Origin of the sequence: Streptomyces sp. NPDC058001 (assembly GCF_042886315.1) — a bacterium.
Taxonomy (GTDB): Bacteria; Actinomycetota; Actinomycetes; order Streptomycetales; family Streptomycetaceae; genus Streptomyces.
Genome location: NZ_JBHVQT010000012.1, coordinates 323,043 through 343,910 on the forward strand (window position 1 = coordinate 323,043; position 20,868 = coordinate 343,910).

Annotated in this window: 12 protein-coding genes; 6 read left to right on the forward strand and 6 right to left on the reverse strand. The window is 72.4% G+C overall.

What is annotated here, in order from left to right; all coding sequences use genetic code 11:
* Positions 1-17 precede the first annotated feature (17 nt).
* The 6 genes from infB (at position 18) to ACFVT5_RS29955 (ending at position 10,170) form a co-directional block, all read left to right on the forward strand.
* Positions 18-3,131: a translation initiation factor IF-2 gene (gene infB / locus ACFVT5_RS29930; RefSeq protein ID WP_389894391.1), complete on the forward strand. Its 3,114-nt coding sequence runs from the start codon at positions 18-20 to the stop codon at positions 3,129-3,131.
* 178 nt (positions 3,132-3,309) lie between these two features.
* The gene (locus ACFVT5_RS29935; protein WP_389894393.1) at positions 3,310-3,603 is read left to right on the forward strand and encodes a DUF503 domain-containing protein; all 294 of its coding nucleotides are present in this window, start codon (positions 3,310-3,312) and stop codon (positions 3,601-3,603) included.
* A 44-nt stretch (positions 3,604-3,647) separates the two neighbouring features.
* Positions 3,648-4,124: a 30S ribosome-binding factor RbfA gene (gene rbfA, locus ACFVT5_RS29940; RefSeq protein ID WP_389894395.1), complete on the forward strand. Its 477-nt coding sequence runs from the start codon at positions 3,648-3,650 to the stop codon at positions 4,122-4,124.
* Positions 4,121-5,026 carry a tRNA pseudouridine(55) synthase TruB gene (gene truB / locus ACFVT5_RS29945; RefSeq protein ID WP_389894399.1) on the forward strand — a complete coding sequence of 302 codons (906 nt, stop codon included), beginning with the start codon at positions 4,121-4,123 and terminating at the stop codon, positions 5,024-5,026. The genes rbfA and truB overlap by 4 nt, the downstream gene beginning before the upstream one ends.
* Positions 5,027-5,292: 266 nt before the next feature.
* Positions 5,293-9,012, forward strand: a complete 3,720-nt coding sequence (locus ACFVT5_RS29950; protein ID WP_389894401.1) for a serine protease — start codon at positions 5,293-5,295, stop codon at positions 9,010-9,012.
* Between the two features lie 219 nt (positions 9,013-9,231).
* Positions 9,232-10,170, forward strand: coding sequence for a bifunctional riboflavin kinase/FAD synthetase (locus ACFVT5_RS29955; RefSeq protein WP_389894403.1), 939 nt, complete (start codon positions 9,232-9,234; stop codon positions 10,168-10,170).
* A 615-nt stretch (positions 10,171-10,785) separates the two neighbouring features.
* On the opposite strand, the gene ACFVT5_RS29960 is transcribed toward ACFVT5_RS29955, so the two are convergent.
* From ACFVT5_RS29960 to ACFVT5_RS29985, 6 genes are all read right to left on the reverse strand, one after another.
* Positions 10,786-11,823 carry an oligopeptide/dipeptide ABC transporter ATP-binding protein gene (locus tag ACFVT5_RS29960; protein WP_389894405.1) on the reverse strand — a complete coding sequence of 346 codons (1,038 nt, stop codon included), beginning with the start codon at positions 11,821-11,823 and terminating at the stop codon, positions 10,786-10,788.
* Positions 11,820-12,893, reverse strand: coding sequence for an ABC transporter ATP-binding protein (locus ACFVT5_RS29965; RefSeq protein ID WP_389894407.1), 1,074 nt, complete (start codon positions 12,891-12,893; stop codon positions 11,820-11,822). Before ACFVT5_RS29965 ends, ACFVT5_RS29960 begins: the two co-directional genes overlap by 4 nt.
* Positions 12,890-13,849 (reverse strand): ABC transporter permease, encoded by a 960-nt coding sequence (locus ACFVT5_RS29970; RefSeq protein ID WP_389894409.1) that lies wholly within the window; start codon positions 13,847-13,849, stop codon positions 12,890-12,892. The genes ACFVT5_RS29965 and ACFVT5_RS29970 overlap by 4 nt, the downstream gene beginning before the upstream one ends.
* The gene (locus tag ACFVT5_RS29975) at positions 13,846-14,919 is read right to left on the reverse strand and encodes an ABC transporter permease (protein ID WP_389894411.1); all 1,074 of its coding nucleotides are present in this window, start codon (positions 14,917-14,919) and stop codon (positions 13,846-13,848) included. Before ACFVT5_RS29975 ends, ACFVT5_RS29970 begins: the two co-directional genes overlap by 4 nt.
* Before the next feature lie 50 nt (positions 14,920-14,969).
* The gene (locus ACFVT5_RS29980; RefSeq protein ID WP_389894412.1) at positions 14,970-16,898 is read right to left on the reverse strand and encodes an ABC transporter substrate-binding protein; all 1,929 of its coding nucleotides are present in this window, start codon (positions 16,896-16,898) and stop codon (positions 14,970-14,972) included.
* Positions 16,899-17,225: 327 nt separating this feature from the next.
* The gene (locus ACFVT5_RS29985) at positions 17,226-20,717 is read right to left on the reverse strand and encodes an SCO5717 family growth-regulating ATPase (RefSeq protein ID WP_389894414.1); all 3,492 of its coding nucleotides are present in this window, start codon (positions 20,715-20,717) and stop codon (positions 17,226-17,228) included.
* Positions 20,718-20,868 lie beyond the last annotated feature (151 nt).

Consider the following 20,868-nt stretch of genomic DNA (forward strand, 5'->3'; position numbering starts at 1 on the left):
GACCTAAAAGGAGCGAAGTGGCTAAGGTCCGGGTATACGAGCTCGCCAAGGAGTTCGGGGTGGAGAGCAAGGCCGTCATGGCCAAGCTCCAAGAACTCGGTGAATTTGTCCGTTCGGCGTCGTCGACGATCGAGGCGCCCGTAGTACGCAAGCTGACCGACGCTTTCCAGCAGGGCAACGGCTCCGGCAAGTCCGGCGCGCGTCCCTCGGCCCCCAAGCAGGCCGCCCCCAGGCCCGCCGCGCCGTCCCCGGCGCAGGCGGCACGTCCGGCTGCCCCCAGGCCGCCGGCGCCCAAGCCCGCCGTGACCGAGCGCCCCGCGCCGGCCGCCGCGGCACCCAGCACTCCCGCGGCACCCTCCGCAGGGCCCCGGCCCGGCCCGAAGCCGGCTCCCAAGCCCGCTCCGGCCGCCCCGGTCGTCCCGGAGTTCACCGCACCCCCGTCCGCACCGGCCGCGCCCGCCGCCCCGGCGGCCCCGCGCGCCGCGGGACCCGCCCGTCCCGGCGGCCCCAAGCCGGGCGGTGCCCGTCCGGCGCCCGGCCAGGGTGGTCAGGGTGGCGGCCAGGGTCGTGGCGACCGTCAGGGCGCCCCGCGCTCCGGCGGCCAGGCCCCGCGTCCCGGCGCCCGCCCCGCGGGCCCGCGTCCGGGCAACAACCCCTTCACGTCCGGCGGCTCCACCGGCATGGCGCGCCCCCAGACGCCCCGTCCCGGCGGCGGCGCCCCGCGTCCCGGCGGCGGCGGTCCCGGCGGTCCCGGCGGCCAGCGTCCCCAGGGCGCGGGCCAGGGCGGTCCCCGCCCGCAGTCCGGTCCCGGCGGCGCGCGTCCCACCCCGGGCGGCATGCCCCGTCCGCAGGCGCCCCGCCCCGGCGGCGGCCCCGGCGGCCCCGGTGGCAACCGTCCGAACCCCGGCATGATGCCGCAGCGTCCCGCTGCCGGTCCCCGCCCCGGCGGTGGCCCCGGTGGCGGCGGTCGCGGACCGGGCGGCGCGGGCCGCCCCGGTGGCGGCGGCGGTGGCGGCGGTCGTCCCGGAGGCGGCGGCGGCTTCGCCGGACGCCCGGGTGGCGGCGGCGGTGCCGGTGCCGGTCGTCCCGGTGGCGGCGGCGGCTTCGCCGGTCGTCCCGGCGGCGGTGGCGGCGGCTTCGGCGGTGGCGGCGGTGGCCGTCCCGGCTTCGGTGGCCGTCCCGGCGGTCCCGGTGGCCGCGGTGGCACGCAGGGCGCCTTCGGTCGCCCCGGCGGTCCCGCGCGTCGTGGCCGCAAGTCGAAGCGGCAGAGGCGCCAGGAGTACGAGGCCATGCAGGCCCCGTCGGTCGGCGGCGTGATGCTGCCTCGCGGCAACGGCGAAGCCATTCGCCTGTCGCGCGGTGCCTCGCTCACCGACTTCGCGGAGAAGATCAACGCCAACCCGGCGTCGCTCGTCGCGGTCATGATGAACCTCGGCGAAATGGTCACCGCGACCCAGTCCGTCTCCGACGACACGCTGGAAATGCTGGCGACGGAGATGAACTACACGGTCCAGATCGTCAGCCCCGAGGAGGAGGACCGCGAGCTTCTGGAGTCCTTCGACCTGGAGTTCGGCGAGGACGAGGGCGGCGAGGAGCACCTGGTCTCGCGTCCCCCGGTGGTCACCGTCATGGGTCACGTCGACCACGGCAAGACCCGCCTCCTCGACGCCATCCGCAAGACGAACGTCATCGCGGGCGAGGCCGGCGGCATCACCCAGCACATCGGTGCCTACCAGGTCAGGACCGAGGTCAACGGCGACGACCGCAAGATCACCTTCATCGACACCCCGGGTCACGAGGCGTTCACCGCCATGCGTGCCCGCGGTGCCAAGTCGACCGACATCGCGATCCTCGTGGTGGCGGCCAACGACGGTGTGATGCCCCAGACGATCGAGGCGCTGAACCACGCCAAGGCGGCCGACGTGCCGATCGTGGTCGCGGTCAACAAGATCGACGTCGAGGGCGCGGACCCGACCAAGGTGCGCGGTCAGCTCACCGAGTTCGGCCTGGTCGCCGAGGAGTACGGCGGCGACACCATGTTCGTCGACATCTCCGCCAAGCAGGGCCTTAACATCGACAGCCTCCTGGAGGCCGTCGTCCTCACCGCGGACGCCTCGCTCGACCTGCGGGCCAACCCGGAGCAGGACGCACAGGGCATCGCGATCGAGGCCCGCCTCGACCGGGGCCGCGGTGCCACCGCGACCGTCCTCGTCCAGCGCGGCACCCTGCGCGTCGGCGACACGATGGTCGTCGGCGACGCCTACGGCCGCGTGCGCGCCATGCACGACGACCAGGGCAACACGCTCCACGAGGCCGGACCGTCCACACCGGTCCAGGTCCTGGGTCTGACCAACGTCCCGGGCGCCGGCGACAACTTCATCGTCGTCGACGAGGACCGCACGGCACGCCAGATCGCCGAGAAGCGGGCCGCCCGCGAGCGCAACGCCGCGTTCGCCAAGCGGGTGCGCCGCGTCTCCCTGGAGGACCTGGACAAGGTGCTCAAGGCCGGCGAGATCCAGCAGCTCAACCTCATCATCAAGGGCGACGCGTCCGGTTCGGTCGAGGCCCTGGAGTCCTCGCTGCTCCAGCTCGACGTCGGCGAAGAGGTCGACATCCGGGTCCTGCACCGCGGCGTCGGTGCGGTCACGGAGTCGGACATCGACCTGGCGATGGGCTCGGACGCCATCGTGATCGGCTTCAATGTGCGCGCCGCGGGGCGCGCCCAGCAGATGGCCGAACGCGAAGGCGTGGACGTCCGCTACTACTCGGTCATCTACCAGGCGATCGAGGAGATCGAGGCGGCCCTCAAGGGCATGCTCAAGCCGGAGTTCGAAGAGGTCGAGCTGGGCACGGCGGAGATCCGCGAGGTCTTCCGCTCGTCCAAGCTGGGCAACATCGCGGGTGTTCTCATCCGCTCCGGCGAGGTCAAGCGCAACACCAAGGCCCGACTCCTGCGCGACGGCAAGGTCATCGCGGAGAGCCTCAACATCGAGGGCCTGCGCCGCTTCAAGGACGACGTCACCGAGATCCGCGAAGGCTTCGAGGGCGGTATCAACCTCGGAAACTTCAACGACATCAAGATCGACGACGTCATCGCGACGTACGAGATGCGCGAGAAGCCGCGCGTCTGAGCGCGCGGCGGCTCTGGCTGCGGTAGCTCTCCGTAGCTGACGCATCCCGGTCCGGGGCCGGTCGGCGGGAAGATAATTCCCGTCGATCGGCCCCGGTCCTTGCGTGTACGGTTCTGATGTCCCTGCCAAGCGGTTGGCGGGGCCCTTGAACCCGAACCGGCGGGACATCCGGGCATACATGTATGTGGGGACACTGTCCTTCGATCTGCTCCTCGGCGATGTTCGCTCGCTGAAGGAGAAGCGCTCTCTCGTCCGCCCGATCGTCGCGGAACTCCAGCGGAAATACGCGGTGAGTGTGGCGGAGACCGGCAACCAGAACCTGCACCGCAGGGCCGAGCTGGGCGTCGCGGTGGTCTCCGGGGACACCGGGCATCTCACCGACGTACTCGACCGGTGCGAACGCCTGGTCGCGGGACGCCCCGAGGTGGAACTGCTCTCCGTACGACGCAGGCTCCACAACGACGAAGACTGAACACATCAGCAACAACAAGCAAGGCTCAAGAAGGAGACGGACCAGTGGCCGACAACGCGCGGGCGAAGAGGCTGGCGGACCTCATCCGGGAGGTGGTGGCCCAGAAGCTCCAGCGCGGGATCAAGGACCCGCGGCTCGGTTCGCATGTGACCATCACGGACACCCGGGTCACGGGTGATCTGCGGGAGGCGACCGTCTTCTACACGGTGTACGGGGACGACGAGGAGCGGGCCGCTGCCGCGGCGGGCCTGGAGAGCGCCAAGGGCGTCCTGCGCTCCGAGGTGGGCCGCGCCGCGGGTGTGAAGTTCACCCCGACGCTGGCCTTCGTCGCCGACGCCCTGCCCGACACCGCCAAGACCATCGAGGACCTCCTCGACAAGGCGCGCGCCTCCGACGAGAAGGTACGCGAGGCATCGGCCGGCGCTCGGTACGCGGGCGACGCCGATCCCTACCGCAAGCCCGAAGACGAGGACGGCGAGCCCGGCGCGGACCGTGACAAGGACGGCGACGCGGCGGGATGACCAGCAAGAACACCACGCCCGACGGCCTTGTCATCGTCGACAAGCCGTCGGGCTTCACTTCGCACGACGTGGTCGCCAAGATGCGCGGGATCGCGCGGACCCGCCGCGTCGGCCACGCCGGCACGCTCGACCCGATGGCCACCGGGGTGCTCGTCCTCGGCGTGGAGAAGGCGACCAAGCTCCTAGGCCATCTCGCGCTCACCGAGAAGGAGTACCTCGGCACGATCCGGCTCGGCCAGGACACCGTCACCGACGACGCCGAGGGCGACCTCATCTCGTCCACGGACGCCTCGCACGTGACCCGGGACGCCATCGACGCCGGGGTCGCCAAGCTGTCCGGCGACATCATGCAGGTGCCGTCCAAGGTCAGCGCCATCAAGATCGACGGCAAGCGCTCGTACAAGCGGGCCCGTGACGGCGAGGACTTCGAGATCCCGGCCCGCCCGGTCACGGTCTCCTCGTTCGCCGTGTACGACGTCCGGGACGCCGTCGCCGACGACGGCACCCCCGTGCTCGACCTGGTCGTCTCGGTGGTCTGCTCCTCGGGTACGTACATCCGCGCCCTCGCCCGTGACCTCGGCGCCGATCTCGGCGTCGGCGGGCACCTCACGGCGCTGCGGCGCACCCGGGTGGGCCCGTACCGGCTGGACGCGGCACGCACCCTCGACGTGTTGCAGCAGGACCTGATCGTGATGCCGCTCGCCGAAGCGGCGGCGGCGGCCTTCCCCCGCTGGGACGTCGACGCCCGCAGGGCCCGGCTGCTCCTCAACGGCGTCCGGCTCGACATGCCGGACACCTACGCGGGCGCGGGGCCGGTCGCGGTCTTCGACGCGGACGGGCGGTTCCTGATGCTCGCGGAGGAGTCCAAGGGCAAGGCGAAGAGCGTGGCCGTCTTCGTCTGACGGCTTCTGACGCCTTCTGACGGCTTCGCGGTACCCGTCGCGTCGGCGGGCCTTTTCTGTGGAGCGGCGGGTGGACTTGTCGTCCGCGCGCCGCTCCACCGTCCCCCTCCTCCAGGATGTATCCGACAGGCCCGTTCCGTTCACCCCTTCGAGCGGGCGCTCGGAGTGAACCGAGGGAGCGGAAGGGGGCGCGTTCGTTCCGCGCCCTGTCCCGGTGATCACCGCACGCCTACCGTCGGAAGAACGGGGCGCTGCGGGAGGTCGACATGACGGTACGGGACCTGCCCTCCGAAGAGCGGGGGGCGCCGGACCGGAGTCTGGTCCGGATCTGTGATCTGGCCGGGCGTCCCCGGGGGGTGGGCTTCGCGGCCGACGACCACGGCACGGTGGTCACCGCCCATGAGACCGTCGACGGCCTGCCGCGCATAGTGCTCCACACCGCCGACGGCCGTACCTGTGTGGTCACGTCCGACGCCCTCGTTCCGCTGCCCGCCGCAGGACTCGCCCTCGTCCGCACCGAGGGGCTCGCACTCGTGCCGCTTCCGGTGACCGTACGGGACCGGATTCCCACCGGTACGTATGTGCGTATCGCGGCCGGCGGCTGGCGTGAGGCACGGGTGCTGGGGGCGACCCCGGTGACGTACACCGCGACCGACCGCTTCCATCTCATCGGCTCCGCCGTGGAGTTGGCGGTCGGTACGGCCGGGAGCGACGCGCTGCGGCTCGGCGGGATCGCGGCCGGGGGACCGGTCATCGACGCCGGGACCGGGGCGGTGATCGCCGTCATCGGCACGGCACTTGAGGCGGGGCGCAGCGCGGCGGGGTTCGCGGTACCGCTGCGGAACGTGGAGACGGAGGAGGTCCCGGGCGAGGAGTCGGCCGGGTCCGGCGCGCTGAGGGACCTGCTCGCCGTGAACGCCGCGACCGTACCCGCGTACGGGCCGGATCTGAATCTCGCGGGCGTCCTGCATCTGACGACGATGTCGACCGGCTCGGACGGACCCCGCCCGCCCCTGACCCGTACGGTCGAACGACCTGATGTCACCCGGGAGTTGGCGGAGTTCCAGCGGAGCGGTGCGGGTGCTCCCTTGGTGCTGGCGCTGGTCGGCGCTCCCGGCTCCGGCCGTACGACCGAACTCGTCGCCTTCACCGCGCGCCGGTCCGGCGGTACGGAACCCGCCCCCACCCTGTGGCTCCGGGGCGCCGACCTGCACGCCGACGACGACTCGATCGCGGACGCGGCGCGCCGCGCGCTGACCCGGGCGGCCCGGATCGCCGGGACGGCACCGGGTGTGCGACCGGACCCTGCCGGGGGTGGTGCGGGAAGCGAGCGGCCCGCAGCCACGAAGGGCGGGCGGGAGTGGGGGGTCCGTGGGGCCGGTGCGCACCGGGCGTCGGCCGGTGCGCGGCGGGGCGGGGGGTCCGGGCCTGAGGCGTTCGAGGTCGACGGGAGCGGGGTGGCCGATGGGGTGCGGCCTGCCGACCTCGGGGACGTCTCTCCCGAGCGGATCGCGTCGGTCGCCCGGGATCGCGGGCGGCCCCTGGTGCTGGTCCTGGACGGGCCCGAGGAGATGCCGTCCGCGCTCGCGCGGCGCCTGGCCGACTGGACCGCCCGCAGCGTCGCGTGGCTGCGCGAGCACGGCGCCCGGCTCGTCCTGGCCTGCCGCGCCGAGTACTGGGAACAGGCCGGGGCCCACCTCCCCGCCAACCTCGCCACCCGGGTCCCGCTCGGCGACCTCTCCGACACGGAGGCCCGCGAGGTCCGTGCGCGGCTCGGCATCCCGGACGGAACGCTGCCGCCGGACGACGCCCGACACCCGCTCACCCTCGCCCTCCTCGCCGAGGTACGGGCCGCCGTACCGCCCGGCACCGCCGCCGGGCGGCCCGACCGCGACCAGGTGTTCGCCGCGTACCTCGATCTGATGTGCCTGCGGATCGCGGTACGCCTCGCCGCCCCGCTCGGCCTGCGCGGCACCGCCGTCGGCCGGCTCGCGGCCAAGGTCTCCGGGCAGGTCCACGAGGCGGCACGGAGCTGTCTCGGGCCCGGACAGGGCGAGTTGGACCGGATGACCTTCGAGACGGTGTTCCCCTGGCGCACCGGCTGGGCGTCGGCGGTCCTCACGGAAGGGCTGCTCGTCCCGGCGGGCAGCGGCTTCCGGTTCGCGTACGAGGAACTGGCCGACTGGATCCAGGGGGCGCACCTCGATCTGGACGGGGCCCTTGAGGCACTGGTGCGGCGGGGGAGCGAGGTCTCGGCGCCGCCCGTGCCACGGCACCGGATCGGGCCCGTCGTCCAGGCGCTGTTGCTGCTCGGCAGGGAGCGGGGGGAGGCGCAACTCGCCGTACGGTTCGGCGAGTTGACAGCGGCGCTCGCCGAGGCACCTCCGCAGCCGTGGCCTCCGGCGCGGTCCCCGGCCGGCCCGGAAGCGTCGGAATCGGTCCGCGTGCCGGCGCAAGCCACCGCTCCCGAGGCGGAGTCGGTCGTGACAGCGGCGCCCGTACAAGTGGCCGCCCCCGACTCCCTCTGGTGGGCCACCCGCCTCCTCTCCGGTGTCCTCCTCCAGGTCCGGGACGCGACCCCGTACCTCGAAGTGCTGCGGGACCTCGCCGACCGGATCGCCGCCGGGCGCCTGCCCCGCGCGCGGGACGTGTTCGGCCCGGCCTTCTGGTGTGCGCTGCGGATGCCGGACGGGGAGCGGCTGGACCTGCTGCGCAGGCTCGTCGTGGCGGACGCGCCGCAGGACAGCGGCGCCCGGACTCCCGGCGCCCCGCAGCGTTACCTCGATGCCGCCGCCGCCCTCCTCGTCGCCGACCCGGCCGCCGTCCAGCCGGGGCTCACCCGCTGGTTCGCCGACGAACGGCCCCTGCGGGCCGCGCCCGACGCCACCGTGGCGACCGCCGCCCAGGCACTGCTCCACACCCACCGGCACCGCGCCATGGACGACCTCGCCGAAGCCCTCGTCGCCTGTGCGCATCCGCGCGCCGACGAACTCCTCACCGCGTTCGCCGAGGAGGAGCCGTCCGCGCTGTGCCGTGCCGTCGACCGGTGGGCCCACGACACCCGCACGGACCGGCACGTCGCCGCCGCCGCGTACGGCCTCAAGGTCGTCCCCTACGCCACCGGGGACGCCGACCGCGATCTGCTCCGGTACACCGCGCTCACCCTGCTCGCCCGGCGGTCGGGCCGCACCCTGCACGGCGCCGCCCTCGCCCTCCTGGTCCGCGACCCGCGGACCCGTGCCCGCCATCTGCCGCGCGCCCTGCACCGGTTCGCGGCCGGGGACGCGCACCTGTCCGCCACGGCCCTCGCGCCCGCGCTCGGTACGCATCCGGAACCGGTACTCGCCGCCTTCGCGGAACGGTTGCGGGACGCGCCCCCGCGGATCGTGGCCGACGCGCTACGGACGCTCGCCGAGGTCACCGCGGACGGCCCGGCCCGCCGGGTCGTCGCTCTCGTACGGGGCCTGCTGGCACGGCGGCCGGAGCTGGCCGGGCCGGTGGCCGGGTTCGTGGAGCTGCGCCTTGAGCACGGCCCCTCCGCGCGGACCATGGTGTTCCCGCTGGTGGCGGAGGCTCTGCACAGCGGCTCCCCGGCGGTGCGGGCCGCGCTCGCGCCCGTACTCGCGGCCCTGGGCACCCATCCGTCGCGCACGCTGCGCGGCGAACTCCTGGAGACCCTGCTCGGACCCGAACGGGAACCGGAGGTCCTGACCGCCGTGCTGCGCACCCTCGCCGACGACGCGGCGGCGCGCGGTGAGGCCCGGACCCGGGAGTTGGTGCACCGCGTCGGCATCGTGCTCGTCCGTACGCCTGAGGGCGCCGTCGCCTTCGACCGGACCCTGGTCGAGCGCGCCCGCGCGGTCCCCGGATTCGCCGCGCTGACCGCACGCTGGCTCGCCGAAGCGCCCCAGGAGTGGGCGGCCCTCGTCGGTCCCAGCGCCCGCCGCACCATCGAGGACCTGGCGGACGTACGTGTACCCGCCTGACCGCTGCCCGTCTGACCTCTGCCCGTCTGACCTCGCGCCGGGAGCGTGCGCCGGGAGCGTGCGCCTCGTCACAGCACCATGCCGATGCCGGTCGCGGGCACCGGGCATGGCACTCTTAGACCTGCGGATTCGGCGGGCCCCATGACCCGCCGTACACCATGATCCGGACACATCACCCGGACACATCAAACGGCACAGGTTCTACGAGGAGCGGTCACAGTGCAGCGCTGGCGTGGCTTGGCGGACATCCCCGAGGACTGGGGGCGCAGCGTCGTCACCATCGGGTCCTACGACGGGGTCCACCGCGGGCACCAGCTGATCATCGGCCGTGCGGTACGGCGCGCGCGTGAGCTGGGCGTTCCGTCCGTCGTCGTCACCTTCGACCCGCACCCCAGCGAGGTCCTCCGCCCCGGCAGCCACCCTCCGCTGCTCGCCCCGCACCACCGGCGTGCCGAACTGATGGCCGAGCTGGGTGTCGACGCGCTGCTGATCCTGCCGTTCACCACCGAGTTCTCGCAGCTGTCGCCCGCCGACTTCGTGGTGAAGGTACTGGTCGACAAGTTGCACGCCAAGGCCGTCGTCGAGGGCCCCAACTTCCGCTTCGGACACCGGGCCGCCGGCAATGTGACGCTCCTGGCCGAGCTGGGCGCCGACTACGACTTCGAGGTCGACGTCATCGACCTGGTCGTCCGCGGTGAGGCCGGCGGCGGGGAACCGTTCTCCTCCACGCTGACCCGACGGCTGGTCGCCGAGGGTGACGTCGAGGGCGCCGCCGAGATCCTGGGTCGCCCGCACCGCGTCGAGGGCGTCGTCGTACGGGGTGCCCAACGCGGCCGTGAACTGGGCTTCCCCACCGCCAACCTGGAGACCCTCCCGCACACCGCCATCCCCGCCGACGGTGTCTACGCCGGGTGGCTGAACGTCGGCGACGAGGCGATGCCCGCCGCGATCTCCGTCGGCACGAACCCGCAGTTCGACGGCACGGAACGGACCGTCGAGGCATACGCGATCGACCGCGTCGGGCTTGACCTGTACGGGTTGCACGTCGCCGTCGATTTCCTGGCCTTCGTACGGGGGCAGGCGAAGTTCGAGTCGATCGAGGCGCTGCTTGTGGCCATGGGGGACGACGTGAAACGGTGCCGCGAACTACTGGCGTAGAGCCTGACCCGTCCACCGCGGGCCGTCGCGGACACCGCCGGACTCCCACCGCCGTGGCGGATCGCCGTTGCGGCAGGAAGAAAGAAGGAACCGCTCGCGCGGGGCGATGCCCTGGCGGGCTGCGGCGGGAATTGCCGCTTGTGCGCGGTGGTGGCCTGGTGGGTTGCGGCGGGAACAGTCGCTCGCGCGGGGGCGGTGCCCTGGCGGGCTGCGGCGGATGGACAGGGCCGCTTGTGCGGGGCGGTGGCCTGGCGGGCTGTGGCGGGAATTGGCGCTTGTGCGGGGCGGTGCCCTGGTGAGTTGCGGCGGGAACAGTCGCTCGCGCGGGGGCGGTGTCCTGCGGGCTGTGGCCGGTGGAGAGGGCCGCTTGTGCGAGGTGGTGTCCTCAGGGTTGCGGTGGGCAGAGTCGCTTGTGCGCGGCGGTGTCCTGGTGGGTTGTGGCGGGAATTGTGGCTTGCGCGGGGTGGTGTCCTGCGGGTTGTGGCGGGTGGAGAGCCGCTTGTGCGGGGCGGTGCCCTGGCGGGCTGCGGCGGGAATTGGCCTTAGCGCGGGGCGGTGCCGTACACGTTCCTGACGGGCATGTTCGGTCCCCCGACCCCCCGACCCCCGTACCCCCTACTCCCCCCTCAGCGACCCCGCCCAATGACAGGCCACCTGTGCCCCGCCTCCCCCGCTCAGGATCGGCAGATCCTCCGTGCGGCATGCGTTTGCCACCTCTGCCCGGTCCGCCTCGCCGGATGTCAGGATGTGGCAGCGGGCGTGGAAGCGGCATCCGGAGGGGATGCGGGACGGGTCCGGGGGCTCGCCGGTGAGGATTATCGGGGGGCCCTCGGCCTCCGGCAGGACGGACAACAGCGCCTGGGTGTACGGGTGTCGAGGCGCCGTCAGGACCTCCTCCACCGCACCTGTCTCCACGATCCGGCCCAGGTACATCACCGCAACGCGGTCCGCGATGTTCCACGCGAGGCCAAGGTCGTGCGTCACCACCAGTGCGGACAGGCCGAGTTCGTCCCGCAGTCGCAGCAGCAGGGCCAGGATCTCCCCGCGTACGGAAGCGTCGAGGGAGGCCACCGGCTCGTCCGCGACGATGAGTTCGGGCTCCAGGACGAGCGCGCCCGCGATGACGACCCGCTGCCGCTGCCCGCCGGACAGCTCGTGCGGATAGCGCAGGAAGAACCGCTCCGGAGGCCGCAGCCCGGCCCGCGACAGCGCCTCGGCGACGGCGGCCCGCTCGTCCCCGCCGTACCCGTGGATCCGCAGCCCCTCGGCCACCGCGTCGTACACGGTGTGCCGGGGATTGAGCGACCCGCTCGGGTCCTGGAGCACCAGTTGCACCCGCTTGCGGTACGCCTTCAGGGCGCGGGCCCCGTAGTCGAGGGGCTGTCCACCGAAGGTCACCCGCCCGGACGTGGGCGGCACCAGACCGAGCAGCGCACGGGCCAGCGTCGTCTTGCCGCAGCCCGACTCGCCGACCAGCGCGACGATCTCACCGGGCGCGATGTCGAGGTCGACCCCGTCGACGGCCCGCGCCGTGGCGGCCCCGTGCCGGCCGGGGAAGGTGACCCGTAGCTCACCGGCGCTCAGCAGCGGCTCGGCGGCCGGGTCCGGCACCGGTTCGGTGCCCGCCGACGGCGCTGCGGGGGTGGTGGTCATGACGTGCTCCTCGCCTCTTCCGTGGCCGGCCCGGTACCGCGCTCACCGGCGGATTCCCCGGCGGATTCACCCGCGGAGTCACCGGCGGATTCCGCCGCCTGCTCCGGCACCGTCGCCCCCACACGCACACACGCGGCACGCCGCCCCGCGACCCCCGCGTCCCGCAACGCCGGGTCGTCCGTCGCGCACGACTCCAGCGCGACCCCGCACCGGGGATGGAACGCGCACCCCGCGGGCAGCGCCGAGGGATCCGGCGGATCACCGGGCAGCCCGCGCGGCGCGAACCGCGACGCCGGATCGCCGATGCGCGGGAACGCGGCCGACAGCGCCGTGCCGTACGGATGCCGCGCGTCCTCGTAGACCTCCCGGGCCGGTCCCTCCTCGACGACCCGGCCCGCGTACATCACGGCGAGCCGGTCGCAGGTGTCGGAGAGGACCGCCAGGTCGTGGCTGATCATCACCAGGCCGAGGTCCTGCTCGGCGACGAGCTGTTCGATGAGGCGCAGGATCTGCGCCTGGATCATCACGTCGAGCGCCGTCGTCGGCTCGTCGGCGATGACAAGCCGGGGATCGCAGGCCAGCGCCATCGCGATCATCACCCGCTGCCGCTGTCCGCCGGACAACTCGTGCGGATACGCGTCCAGCCGGGCGGCGGGCAGCCCCACCTGCTCCAGGAGCGCCCCGGCCCGCTTCCGCGCCGCGCCGGGCGTCGCCTTCTTGTGCAGCAGGATCGGTTCGGCGATCTGGTCACCGACCCGGTGCACGGCGTTGAGGGAGTGCATCGCGCCCTGGAAGACGATCGAGGCACCCGCCCAGCGCACCGCCCGCACCTGGCCCCACTTCATGGCGAGTACGTCCTCGCCGTCCAGCAGGATCTGCCCGGAGACCCGGGTCCCGGCGGGCAGCAGCCGCAGCAGCGCCAGCGCCAGCGTCGACTTGCCGCAGCCGGACTCGCCCGCGATGCCGAGCTTCTGACCCGCGTCCAGCGTCAGACTCACCCCGCGGACGGCGGCGGCCCCGCCCGCGTACGTCACTTCGAGGTCCCGTACGTCAAGCAGCGCAGGACTCATGAGGCCACCCCCAGCTTGGGGTTGAGAACGGACTCCACCGCGCGTCCGCACAGCGTGAAGGAGAGGGCCACCGCCGCGATCCCCAGACCCGGCGGCACCAGATACCACCAGTGCCCCGAGCTGACCGCGCCCGCCTCGCGCGCGTCCTGGAGCAGCCCGCCCCAGGAGGTGACGGTCGGATCGCCGAGGCCGAGGAAGGCGAGGGTCGCCTCGGCCAGGATCGCGCTGGAGATACCGAGCGTGGTCTGCGCGAGGACCAGCGGCATGACGTTCGGCAGGACGTGCCGGCTCATGATGTGACCGTGGCCGCCGCCGAGCGCCTTGGCGCGCTCGATGTACGGCCGGGACTCCACCGCCAGTGTCTGGGCGCGCACCAGCCGGGCCGTGGTGGGCCAGGTGGTCACGCCGATGGCCAGGATGATCGTGCCGAGGGAACGCGACATCACGGTGGCCAGCGCGATGGCGAAGACCAGCGTCGGCATCACCAGGAACCAGTCGGTGACCCGCATGATCACGGTCGCGTACCAGCCGCGGAAGTGCCCGGCCGTGATGCCGATGAGAGCGCCGATCGCGACCGAGAGCACCGCCGCGAGCAGGCCCACCATCAGGGAGATCCGGGAGCCCCACAGCACCAGACCGAACAGATCGCGGCCGAACTGGTCGGTGCCCAGCCAGAATTCACCGCTCGGACGCTCCATCGGCCCGCCCGGCGCGTTGGTGACGCTCTGCACGTCGGAGCCGACGGTGAGCGGCGCGGTCAGCGCGATCAGCGCGAAGGCGACCAGCGCGGCCAGGCCGATCAGACCGGACCGGTGGGTGCGGTACTGCTGCCAGAAGCGGGCGACGGAGTGCCGTCTGCGCTGCCAGGCCAAAGCCCGTGGTGCGCGCGGTCCCTTCGGGCTTCCGGCCGGTGCGGCGGTGTCCGCCGCGGTGGGCGGGGTGATCTCGGTCGTCATCGGCCCACCCGGGGGTCGAGCAGCGGATAGATCAGATCGGCGAGGGTGTTCATCACGATCACCGCGGCGGCGAACACGAAGAACAGGCCCTGCACGAGCGGCAGATCGGGCACGCTCAGCGCCTGGTAGAACAGCCCGCCGAGGCCCGGCCAGGAGAACACGGTCTCCACCAGGATGGTGCCCGCGACCACCCGGCCCAGATTGACGAAGATCAGCGTCACGGTCGGCAGCATCGCGTTCGGCACCGCGTGCCGCCGCCGGACCAGATCGTCCCGCAGCCCCTTCGCGCGCGCCGTCGTCAGATAGTCGCTGCCCATCTCGTCGAGCAGCGCGGAACGGGTCACCAGGAGCGTCTGCCCGTACTCGACCGCCACCAGCGTGATCACCGGAAGGACCAGATGGTGCGCGACATCGAGGACGTACGCGAAGCCCGTCTCGCCGCCCGACTCCATCCCGCCCGTCGGGAACAGACCGGGGATCGGCCCCATGCCCACCGAGAACACGATGATCAGCAGCAGCCCGAGCCAGAACGACGGCACCGAGTACAGGGTCAGCGCGAAGCCGGTGTTCAGCCGGTCCCCGAGCTTGCCGCTGCGCCAGGCGGAGCGCGTACCGAGGAAGATCCCGAGCGCGGTGTAGAGGACGAAAGCGGTACCCGTCAGCAGCACGGTGTTCGGCAGCGCCTCGGTGATCTTGTCGATGACCGGGGCGCGGAACTGGTACGAGGTCCCCAGATCGCCGGTGAGCGCCTTGCCGCAGTACTCCGTGAACTGCTGCCACATCGGCAGATCGAGCCCGAACTCCCGCCGGTAGGCGGCGAGTTGCTCGGCCGACACCTGGCGCCCGCCCGTCATGTACTTGACCGGGTCGCCCGGGATGAGCCGGAACAGGAAGAAGCTGGTCACGAGCACGGCGAGCAGCGAGACGGCCGCGCCGACCAGCTTGCCCGCCACATAGCGCAGATACGCGGTAGTGGTGCGCGCCCGCGGACCGCGGGCCGACGGCCCGGCCTGGGCCGGGCCGTCGGGCTCCACGCTCCGCACGAGCGCCGAGGTGCTGTCAGTTGCCATGGCGTCCGGTCCGCCTGTCCCGACTGTTCACGTGGTTCACGGTCCTGTGGTTATTCACGGTCTTCCGCGGTGGATCGACGTCGCATCGCGAAGAACCCGGCGACACCCGCGAGGACGACGACAGCCGCGACGATCCCGATGATGACGCCCGTGGAGCCGGAGTCGCCGGAGGACTCACCGGAAGCGGCCGGAGTCGCCGACCACCAGCTCCAGTAGCCGTCCTGCCCGTAGATGTTCCCCGCGGCCTCGGGCATCGTCGTGATCGACTTGATCTGGTCGGTGCGGTACGCCTCGACGGCGTTCGGGTACGCCATGACGTTCATGTACCCGAGGTCGTACAGCCGCGATTCCATCTGCTTGACGAGATCGGCCCGCTTGCCCTCGTCGTACTCGGCGAGCTGCTGGGCGTAGAGGTCGTCGTACTGCTGGTCGCAGATGAAGTTGTCCGTGGCGCCGGTGTCCTTCGGCGTCGCCGGGAGCGCGCCACAGGTGTGGATCGACAGGACGAAGTCCGGGTCCGGGTTGACCGACCAGCCGTCGAACGCGAGGTCGTACTCGCCGGCGAGCCAGGGGTCGGTGACGTTGTCACGGCAGTCCACGGTCAGACCGATGCCGAGTTCGCCGTACCACTCCTGGAGGTACTTGCCGATCGCCTTGTCGTTCGGGTCGGTCGCGTGGCACAGGATGCGGTACGTGATCGGCTTGCCGTCCTTGCCGAGGCGCTTGCCGTCACCGTTCTTCTTGTACCCGGCCTGGTCGAGGAGCTGCGCCGCCTTCTGCGGATCGTGGGCCAGCTTCTGCTCGTCGGACGGCTTCCAGTAGTACGTCGGGAAGCGGGGCGGGATGTAGCCCTCGCCCAGCACCGCGTGCCCCTGGAAGACCTTGTCGATGATGGTCTCGCGGTCGACCGCCAGGAACAGCGCCTGCCGTACCTTCTGGTCCTTCAGGGACGGGTGTCCGTCGCCGAACTTCTGGCCGTCCTTCGACTGCGCGCCGGGATTGGTCGCGAGGGCGTAGAAACGACGGCCCGGCGCGTCGTTCACCTTGATGTCCGACTGGCTCTTCAGCGCCGTCGCCTGAGCGGGCGTCAGCCCCTGGACGAAGGACACCTCGCCCTTCTGGAGCGCCGCGACGGCCGCGTCACCGTCCTTGTAGTACTTGAAGAGCAGCTCGTCGAACTTGGGGGCGCCCCGCCAGAACGTCTTGTTCGGTTCGAGCTTCACATAGCTGTCGGCCTTGTAGTCCGTGACGACGAAGGGGCCGTTGCCGACGATCGGGAAGGTCTTGTCGTTGTTGAACTTCGAGAAGTCGTCGACCTTCTCCCACACGTGCTTCGGCACGATCGGCACATCGAGCGCGGCCATCGTGGCCTGCGGCTTCTTCAGCTCGATGACCAACTCGGTGGGGCTGGGCGCGGTGACCGTCTTGAAGTTGCCGACGAAGCTGCCGTTCGCGGTGGCGGCGCCCTCGTCGGTCATCATCTTGTTGAACGTCCACGCGGCGTCCTCGGCCGTGGCCTGCTTGCCGTCCGACCACTTGGAGTTCTCACGGATCGTGTACGTCCAGGTCAGCTTGTCCGGCGACGGCTCCCACTTGGTCGCCAGACCCGGGACGGCGTGGTTGTCCTTGGGGTCGTAGTTGGTCAGGTAGTCGTACATCAGCCGGCTGATGCTCGTACTGACCAGACGCGTGGCGAGGAACGGGCTCAGCGAGTCGACGCTCTGCGAGACCGCCACCGTGAGCGTGTTCTTGCCGTCGCCCGCGGCCTGGGCCTGCTCGGGCGCCGGGTTGAGGGGCGTCGCGAGGCCCGCCGTCAGGGTGAACGCCGCCGCGCCGCCGGCCGCGAGCAGCCGCAGACCGCGGCGGCGGGCGCGACCGGGGACGCGGGCGCTGTCGGGAACGCTGTCGCGGGGGCCTCGCCGAGCACCACGTGCCCGGAGGCGTACGGGGGATCTGCCGTGCTGATCTTGTGTGTCCATGGGTCGGTGACCTCGCGTCATCGCTCGCGCAGGGATGTCTGATGGATCATGAGACGCCAGCTGGTGATGTGTGTGTCTATCAGCGCCGGTCTGCACGCGTCAACGGCGGGTGAACCCCATGTGGCCTGCGGAAATAACGAGTTGACCGGCATTTCACGCACATTGGTAGAGACCACTGAAGCCCCCCAGGCCACGGGATGGCGGCGCACCGCGCCCCAGGTCTCGGTATGCGGTGCGACGCGGCACGACGAGGGCCCGTACCGGTGGTCGGTACGGGCCCTGGTGTCGGACTTGTGTGCGGCGTACAGCGTCGGTGGCGGAGCTCGGCTACTGCTGCGGGGGCGGCGGCTGGTGGGGCTGCTGCTGGGGGTGCCCCTGTCCGTGTGGCTGCTGCGGTTGCTGCGGTACGGGCGCGTGCAGCCCGCCGGGCGGTACGGGTTGACCGGGCGCGGGGTGGCCCGGGGCCGGCTGGTTCGGGTTGAAGGGCTGCCCGGGGGCCGGCCGGCCGGGCGCGGGCTGGTACGGCTGTCCCGGCTGGAACTGGCCTGCGGGGTACGGCGGTTGCTGCCCCGGAGCCGGTTGCTGGGGAATCGCCTGCGGCGTGGGCTGCTGCGGCTGCTGCCAGGCCGGGGGCGAGCCAGGGTAGCCGTACCCCGGCGGAGCCTGACCGGGCGGGAGCTGACCGGGCGGCAGTTGGCCGGGCGGCGCCTGACCGGGCTGGGGTTGCTGCTGGGGCTGCGGTTGCTGGGGATGCTGAGGCTGCGGGTGCTGGTACTGCCCTGGCGGGACCTGGCCCGGCTGGGCGGGACCCTGCTGCTGGTGCCCCGGCATCGGCGGCGCCAACTGCGGCGGCGGATTGCCGTCCGACGTCCACAACCCCTGGACCTGCTGCGCCCGTACGAAGTCCTCGGCGACCATCGCGGACAGATTGAAGTACGCCTCGCGGACCTTGGGCCGCATCATGTCGAGGTCGACCTCGGCGCCCGCGGACAGATGCTCGTCGAAGGGCACGACCACCACACCGCGGCACCGCGTCTCGAAGTGGCTGACGATGTCATCGACCTTGATCATCTTGCCGGTCTCCCGGACCCCCGAGATCACGGTGATGGACCGCGACACCAACTCCGCGTACCCGTGCGCGGAGAGCCAGTCCAGTGTCGTACTGGCGCTGCTCGCACCGTCCACGGACGGGGTCGAGATGATGATGAGCTGGTCGGCGAGGTCGAGCACACCACGCATCGCGCTGTAGAGGAGACCGGTGCCCGAGTCCGTGAGGATGATCGGGTACTGCTTCCCGAGCACGTCGATCGCGCGCCGGTAGTCCTCGTCGTTGAAGGTCGTGGACACGGCCGGGTCGACGTCGTTGGCGATGATCTCCAGACCGGAGGGCGCCTGCGAGGTGAACCGCCGGATGTCCATGTACGAGTTGAGGTACGGGATCGCCTGGACCAGGTCGCGGATCGTCGCACCGGTCTCCCGCCGCACCCGGCGGCCGAGCGTGCCGGCGTCCGGGTTGGCGTCGATCGCGAGGATCTTGTCCTGCCGCTCACTCGCGAGCGTGGCACCGAGCGCGGTGGTCGTGGTCGTCTTGCCGACACCGCCCTTGAGGCTGATCACGGCGATGCGGTAGCAGGACAGGACCGGTGTACGGATCAGGTCGAGCTTGCGCTGCCGCTCGGCCTCCTCCTTCTTGCCGCCGATCTTGAACCGCGACCCACCGGCGGCGGGCCGCCCGCTCTTGGGCTTCTGCCTCTTGGTGTTGAGCAGCCGGTCCGACGACAACTCGACGGCGGCCGTGTACCCCAGCGGCGCCCCTGGATGCGTCCGCTCCCGCTGATCGTGCTGCACGGCCTGCGGCCAGGCGGCACCGGCACGGGGGTCGACCGGGGGTTGCTGGGGCGGCTGGGGCTGCGACGGCTGAGCGGCCTGGGCCGGCGGCTGACCGTGCTCCTGGCCGGGGTTCGGCTGACCGGGCACCTGCGGCGGCACACCCTGCTGCGGGAACCCGTAACCGCCGGGCTGCTGCTGCGCCTGCGGGGGGTACGGGGCCGGGGACTGGCCCTGCGGGGGGACCGGCTGCTGCGGTTGGGCGTGTGGCTGTGGCTGTACGGGGGCCTGCTGCTGCGGCGGCTCGTGGGGTGCCGGGAGGTTACGGGCGACCGGGGCCGGAAGGTTCGGCGTACCGGGCTGGGGCTGGGGTGTCTGCGGGAACCCGTACCCGCCGTGCTGCGGCTGGGGCTGGGGTGCCTGAGGGAACCCGTAACCGCCCTGCTGGACAGGCGAGTTGGCGGCACTGGGCTGCGGGAACCCGTAACCGGCGGGCGGGACGGGCGCGTTCGGGTCGACCGGCGGCGTACCCGGGGTGGGGAATCCGTATCCACCGGGCCCCGGGGGCGCCGGGGCAGGGGTCGGATCCGGGGCCGGGGTCTGCTGCGGGGGCTGTGGAGTGGGCGTCTGCTGCGGGACCGGCGCGGCCGGCGCACGCCAGGCCGACGGCGCCGGCTGCGGGGCCTGCGGCTGGAACGGCGCCTGCGGAGGCTGCGGTTGGGCGACCGGCTGCTGATACAGAGGAGCGGGCGCCTGCGGCTCCGGGGTCTGCGGCTCGGGCGGCTGCGGCGTGTAGGACGGCGGCGCCGGCGGCTGTACGGGCGGCTGAGGGGCCTCGGCGCGTACAGCGTCCACGGGCCGCGCGTGCGGCACCGGGGTGTCGGCGGGCGGAGTGTCGGCCGGAGGCGCGTCCGTGGGCCACTGCCCTGCGGGCGCGGGCGCGGCGGGCTGGAAGGCGGGCGGCAACGGAGGCAGCCCACCTTGCGCGACGGGCGGCGGCGTCCACGCGGGCGGCGCGTCCCGGACCGGCTCGGGCGCCGGTACCTGGTCCTGGACGTCGTCCACCACGGCGTCGGCGACCTCGCCCTCAGCGGTGTCCGCGTCGGGCTCGTCGTCCGGGACGGCGTCCTGCGGCACGCTGTCCCGTACCTCGGGCTCATCCGTGTCGTCGGTGTGGTCGGTGTTGTTGTGAATGTCGTCGTCGGCGGCGACGAAGTCAGCGGCTTCGTCGTCCTCGGCGGGGGCCTCGACCTCGTCGTCCTGGTCGAGTTGGTGGTCGGAGGCGTCGGATTCGCTCGACGTGCCGGACGCGTCGACCTCGACCTCGACCTCGGGCTCAGGCTCGGGCTCGACGGCGGGCTCGGAAACGGCTTCCTCGGCACCATCGCCCCCGGACACCCCGGATTCCTCAGGCTCCCCGGCAGGCTCGTCCACGGTGGCCCGCTCGGCGATCTCCCGCTTCAGCGCCACGGCCGAGAACCGCATCGTGCTACCGCTCTCCAGGTCACCGGAGGCGGAGTCACCGTCGTTGTCGTCGACGGAGTCCGGTACCGAGGGAGCCACGTCCGGCGCGGGACGGGTGTCGGGCACCGGATTGAACCCGAGCCCCATCGGCAGATTCGGCACCGCCGTAGCGCTCCCCGCATCGGCGGAAGGACTCGCCACCGAGGTAACGGAAGGCGCCGAGGGAATCGAGGGAGCCGAAGGAACGGAAGGCGCAGGCGCGACCGGCGGAACCGGCGCGGGCGGCACCGGCACTGGCGGAAGGGGCACCGGCGGAAGGGGCGTCACCGGAGGAGCGGAAGCCACCGGGGGAGTGGGCGGCTCGGAAGGCGTCTCCCCGGCACTGCCCGAAGCGTTCTGCGTGTACCAGGCGGGCGACGCGTGATCCAGGGTGAACTCGCCCGTCATCTCGGCCGCGGACTCGGCGTCGGGCCGGTCATCGTCGGGTGTGGCCCACCCCCCGCGGTTCCCGTCCCGGTCGCTGTTCACAATTCCTCCTGGTGGTCGAGCACCCTCAAGCCGTCATGGGGCGACCGCTCTCCGCCGTCAGAGACCGCCGGATCCGACAGATCCGCCGGGCTCTCCCCCTGGGGGACACCGGCAACCCGTCGTCAGGTTCCACCGATGCGCCCGGACCCAG

Coding starts and splice junctions, on each gene's coding strand:
- ACFVT5_RS29935 (WP_389894393.1), top strand. CDS start 3,310: ATGTATGTGGGGACACTGTCCTTCGATCTGCTCCTCGGCGATGTTCGC.
- ACFVT5_RS29975 (WP_389894411.1), bottom strand. CDS start 14,919: ATGGCAACTGACAGCACCTCGGCGCTCGTGCGGAGCGTGGAGCCCGAC.
- ACFVT5_RS29965 (WP_389894407.1), bottom strand. CDS start 12,893: ATGAGTCCTGCGCTGCTTGACGTACGGGACCTCGAAGTGACGTACGCG.
- ACFVT5_RS29960 (WP_389894405.1), bottom strand. CDS start 11,823: ATGACCACCACCCCCGCAGCGCCGTCGGCGGGCACCGAACCGGTGCCG.
- ACFVT5_RS29980 (WP_389894412.1), bottom strand. CDS start 16,898: ATGGACACACAAGATCAGCACGGCAGATCCCCCGTACGCCTCCGGGCA.
- ACFVT5_RS29970 (WP_389894409.1), bottom strand. CDS start 13,849: ATGACGACCGAGATCACCCCGCCCACCGCGGCGGACACCGCCGCACCG.
- ACFVT5_RS29950 (WP_389894401.1), top strand. CDS start 5,293: ATGACGGTACGGGACCTGCCCTCCGAAGAGCGGGGGGCGCCGGACCGG.
- truB (WP_389894399.1), top strand. CDS start 4,121: ATGACCAGCAAGAACACCACGCCCGACGGCCTTGTCATCGTCGACAAG.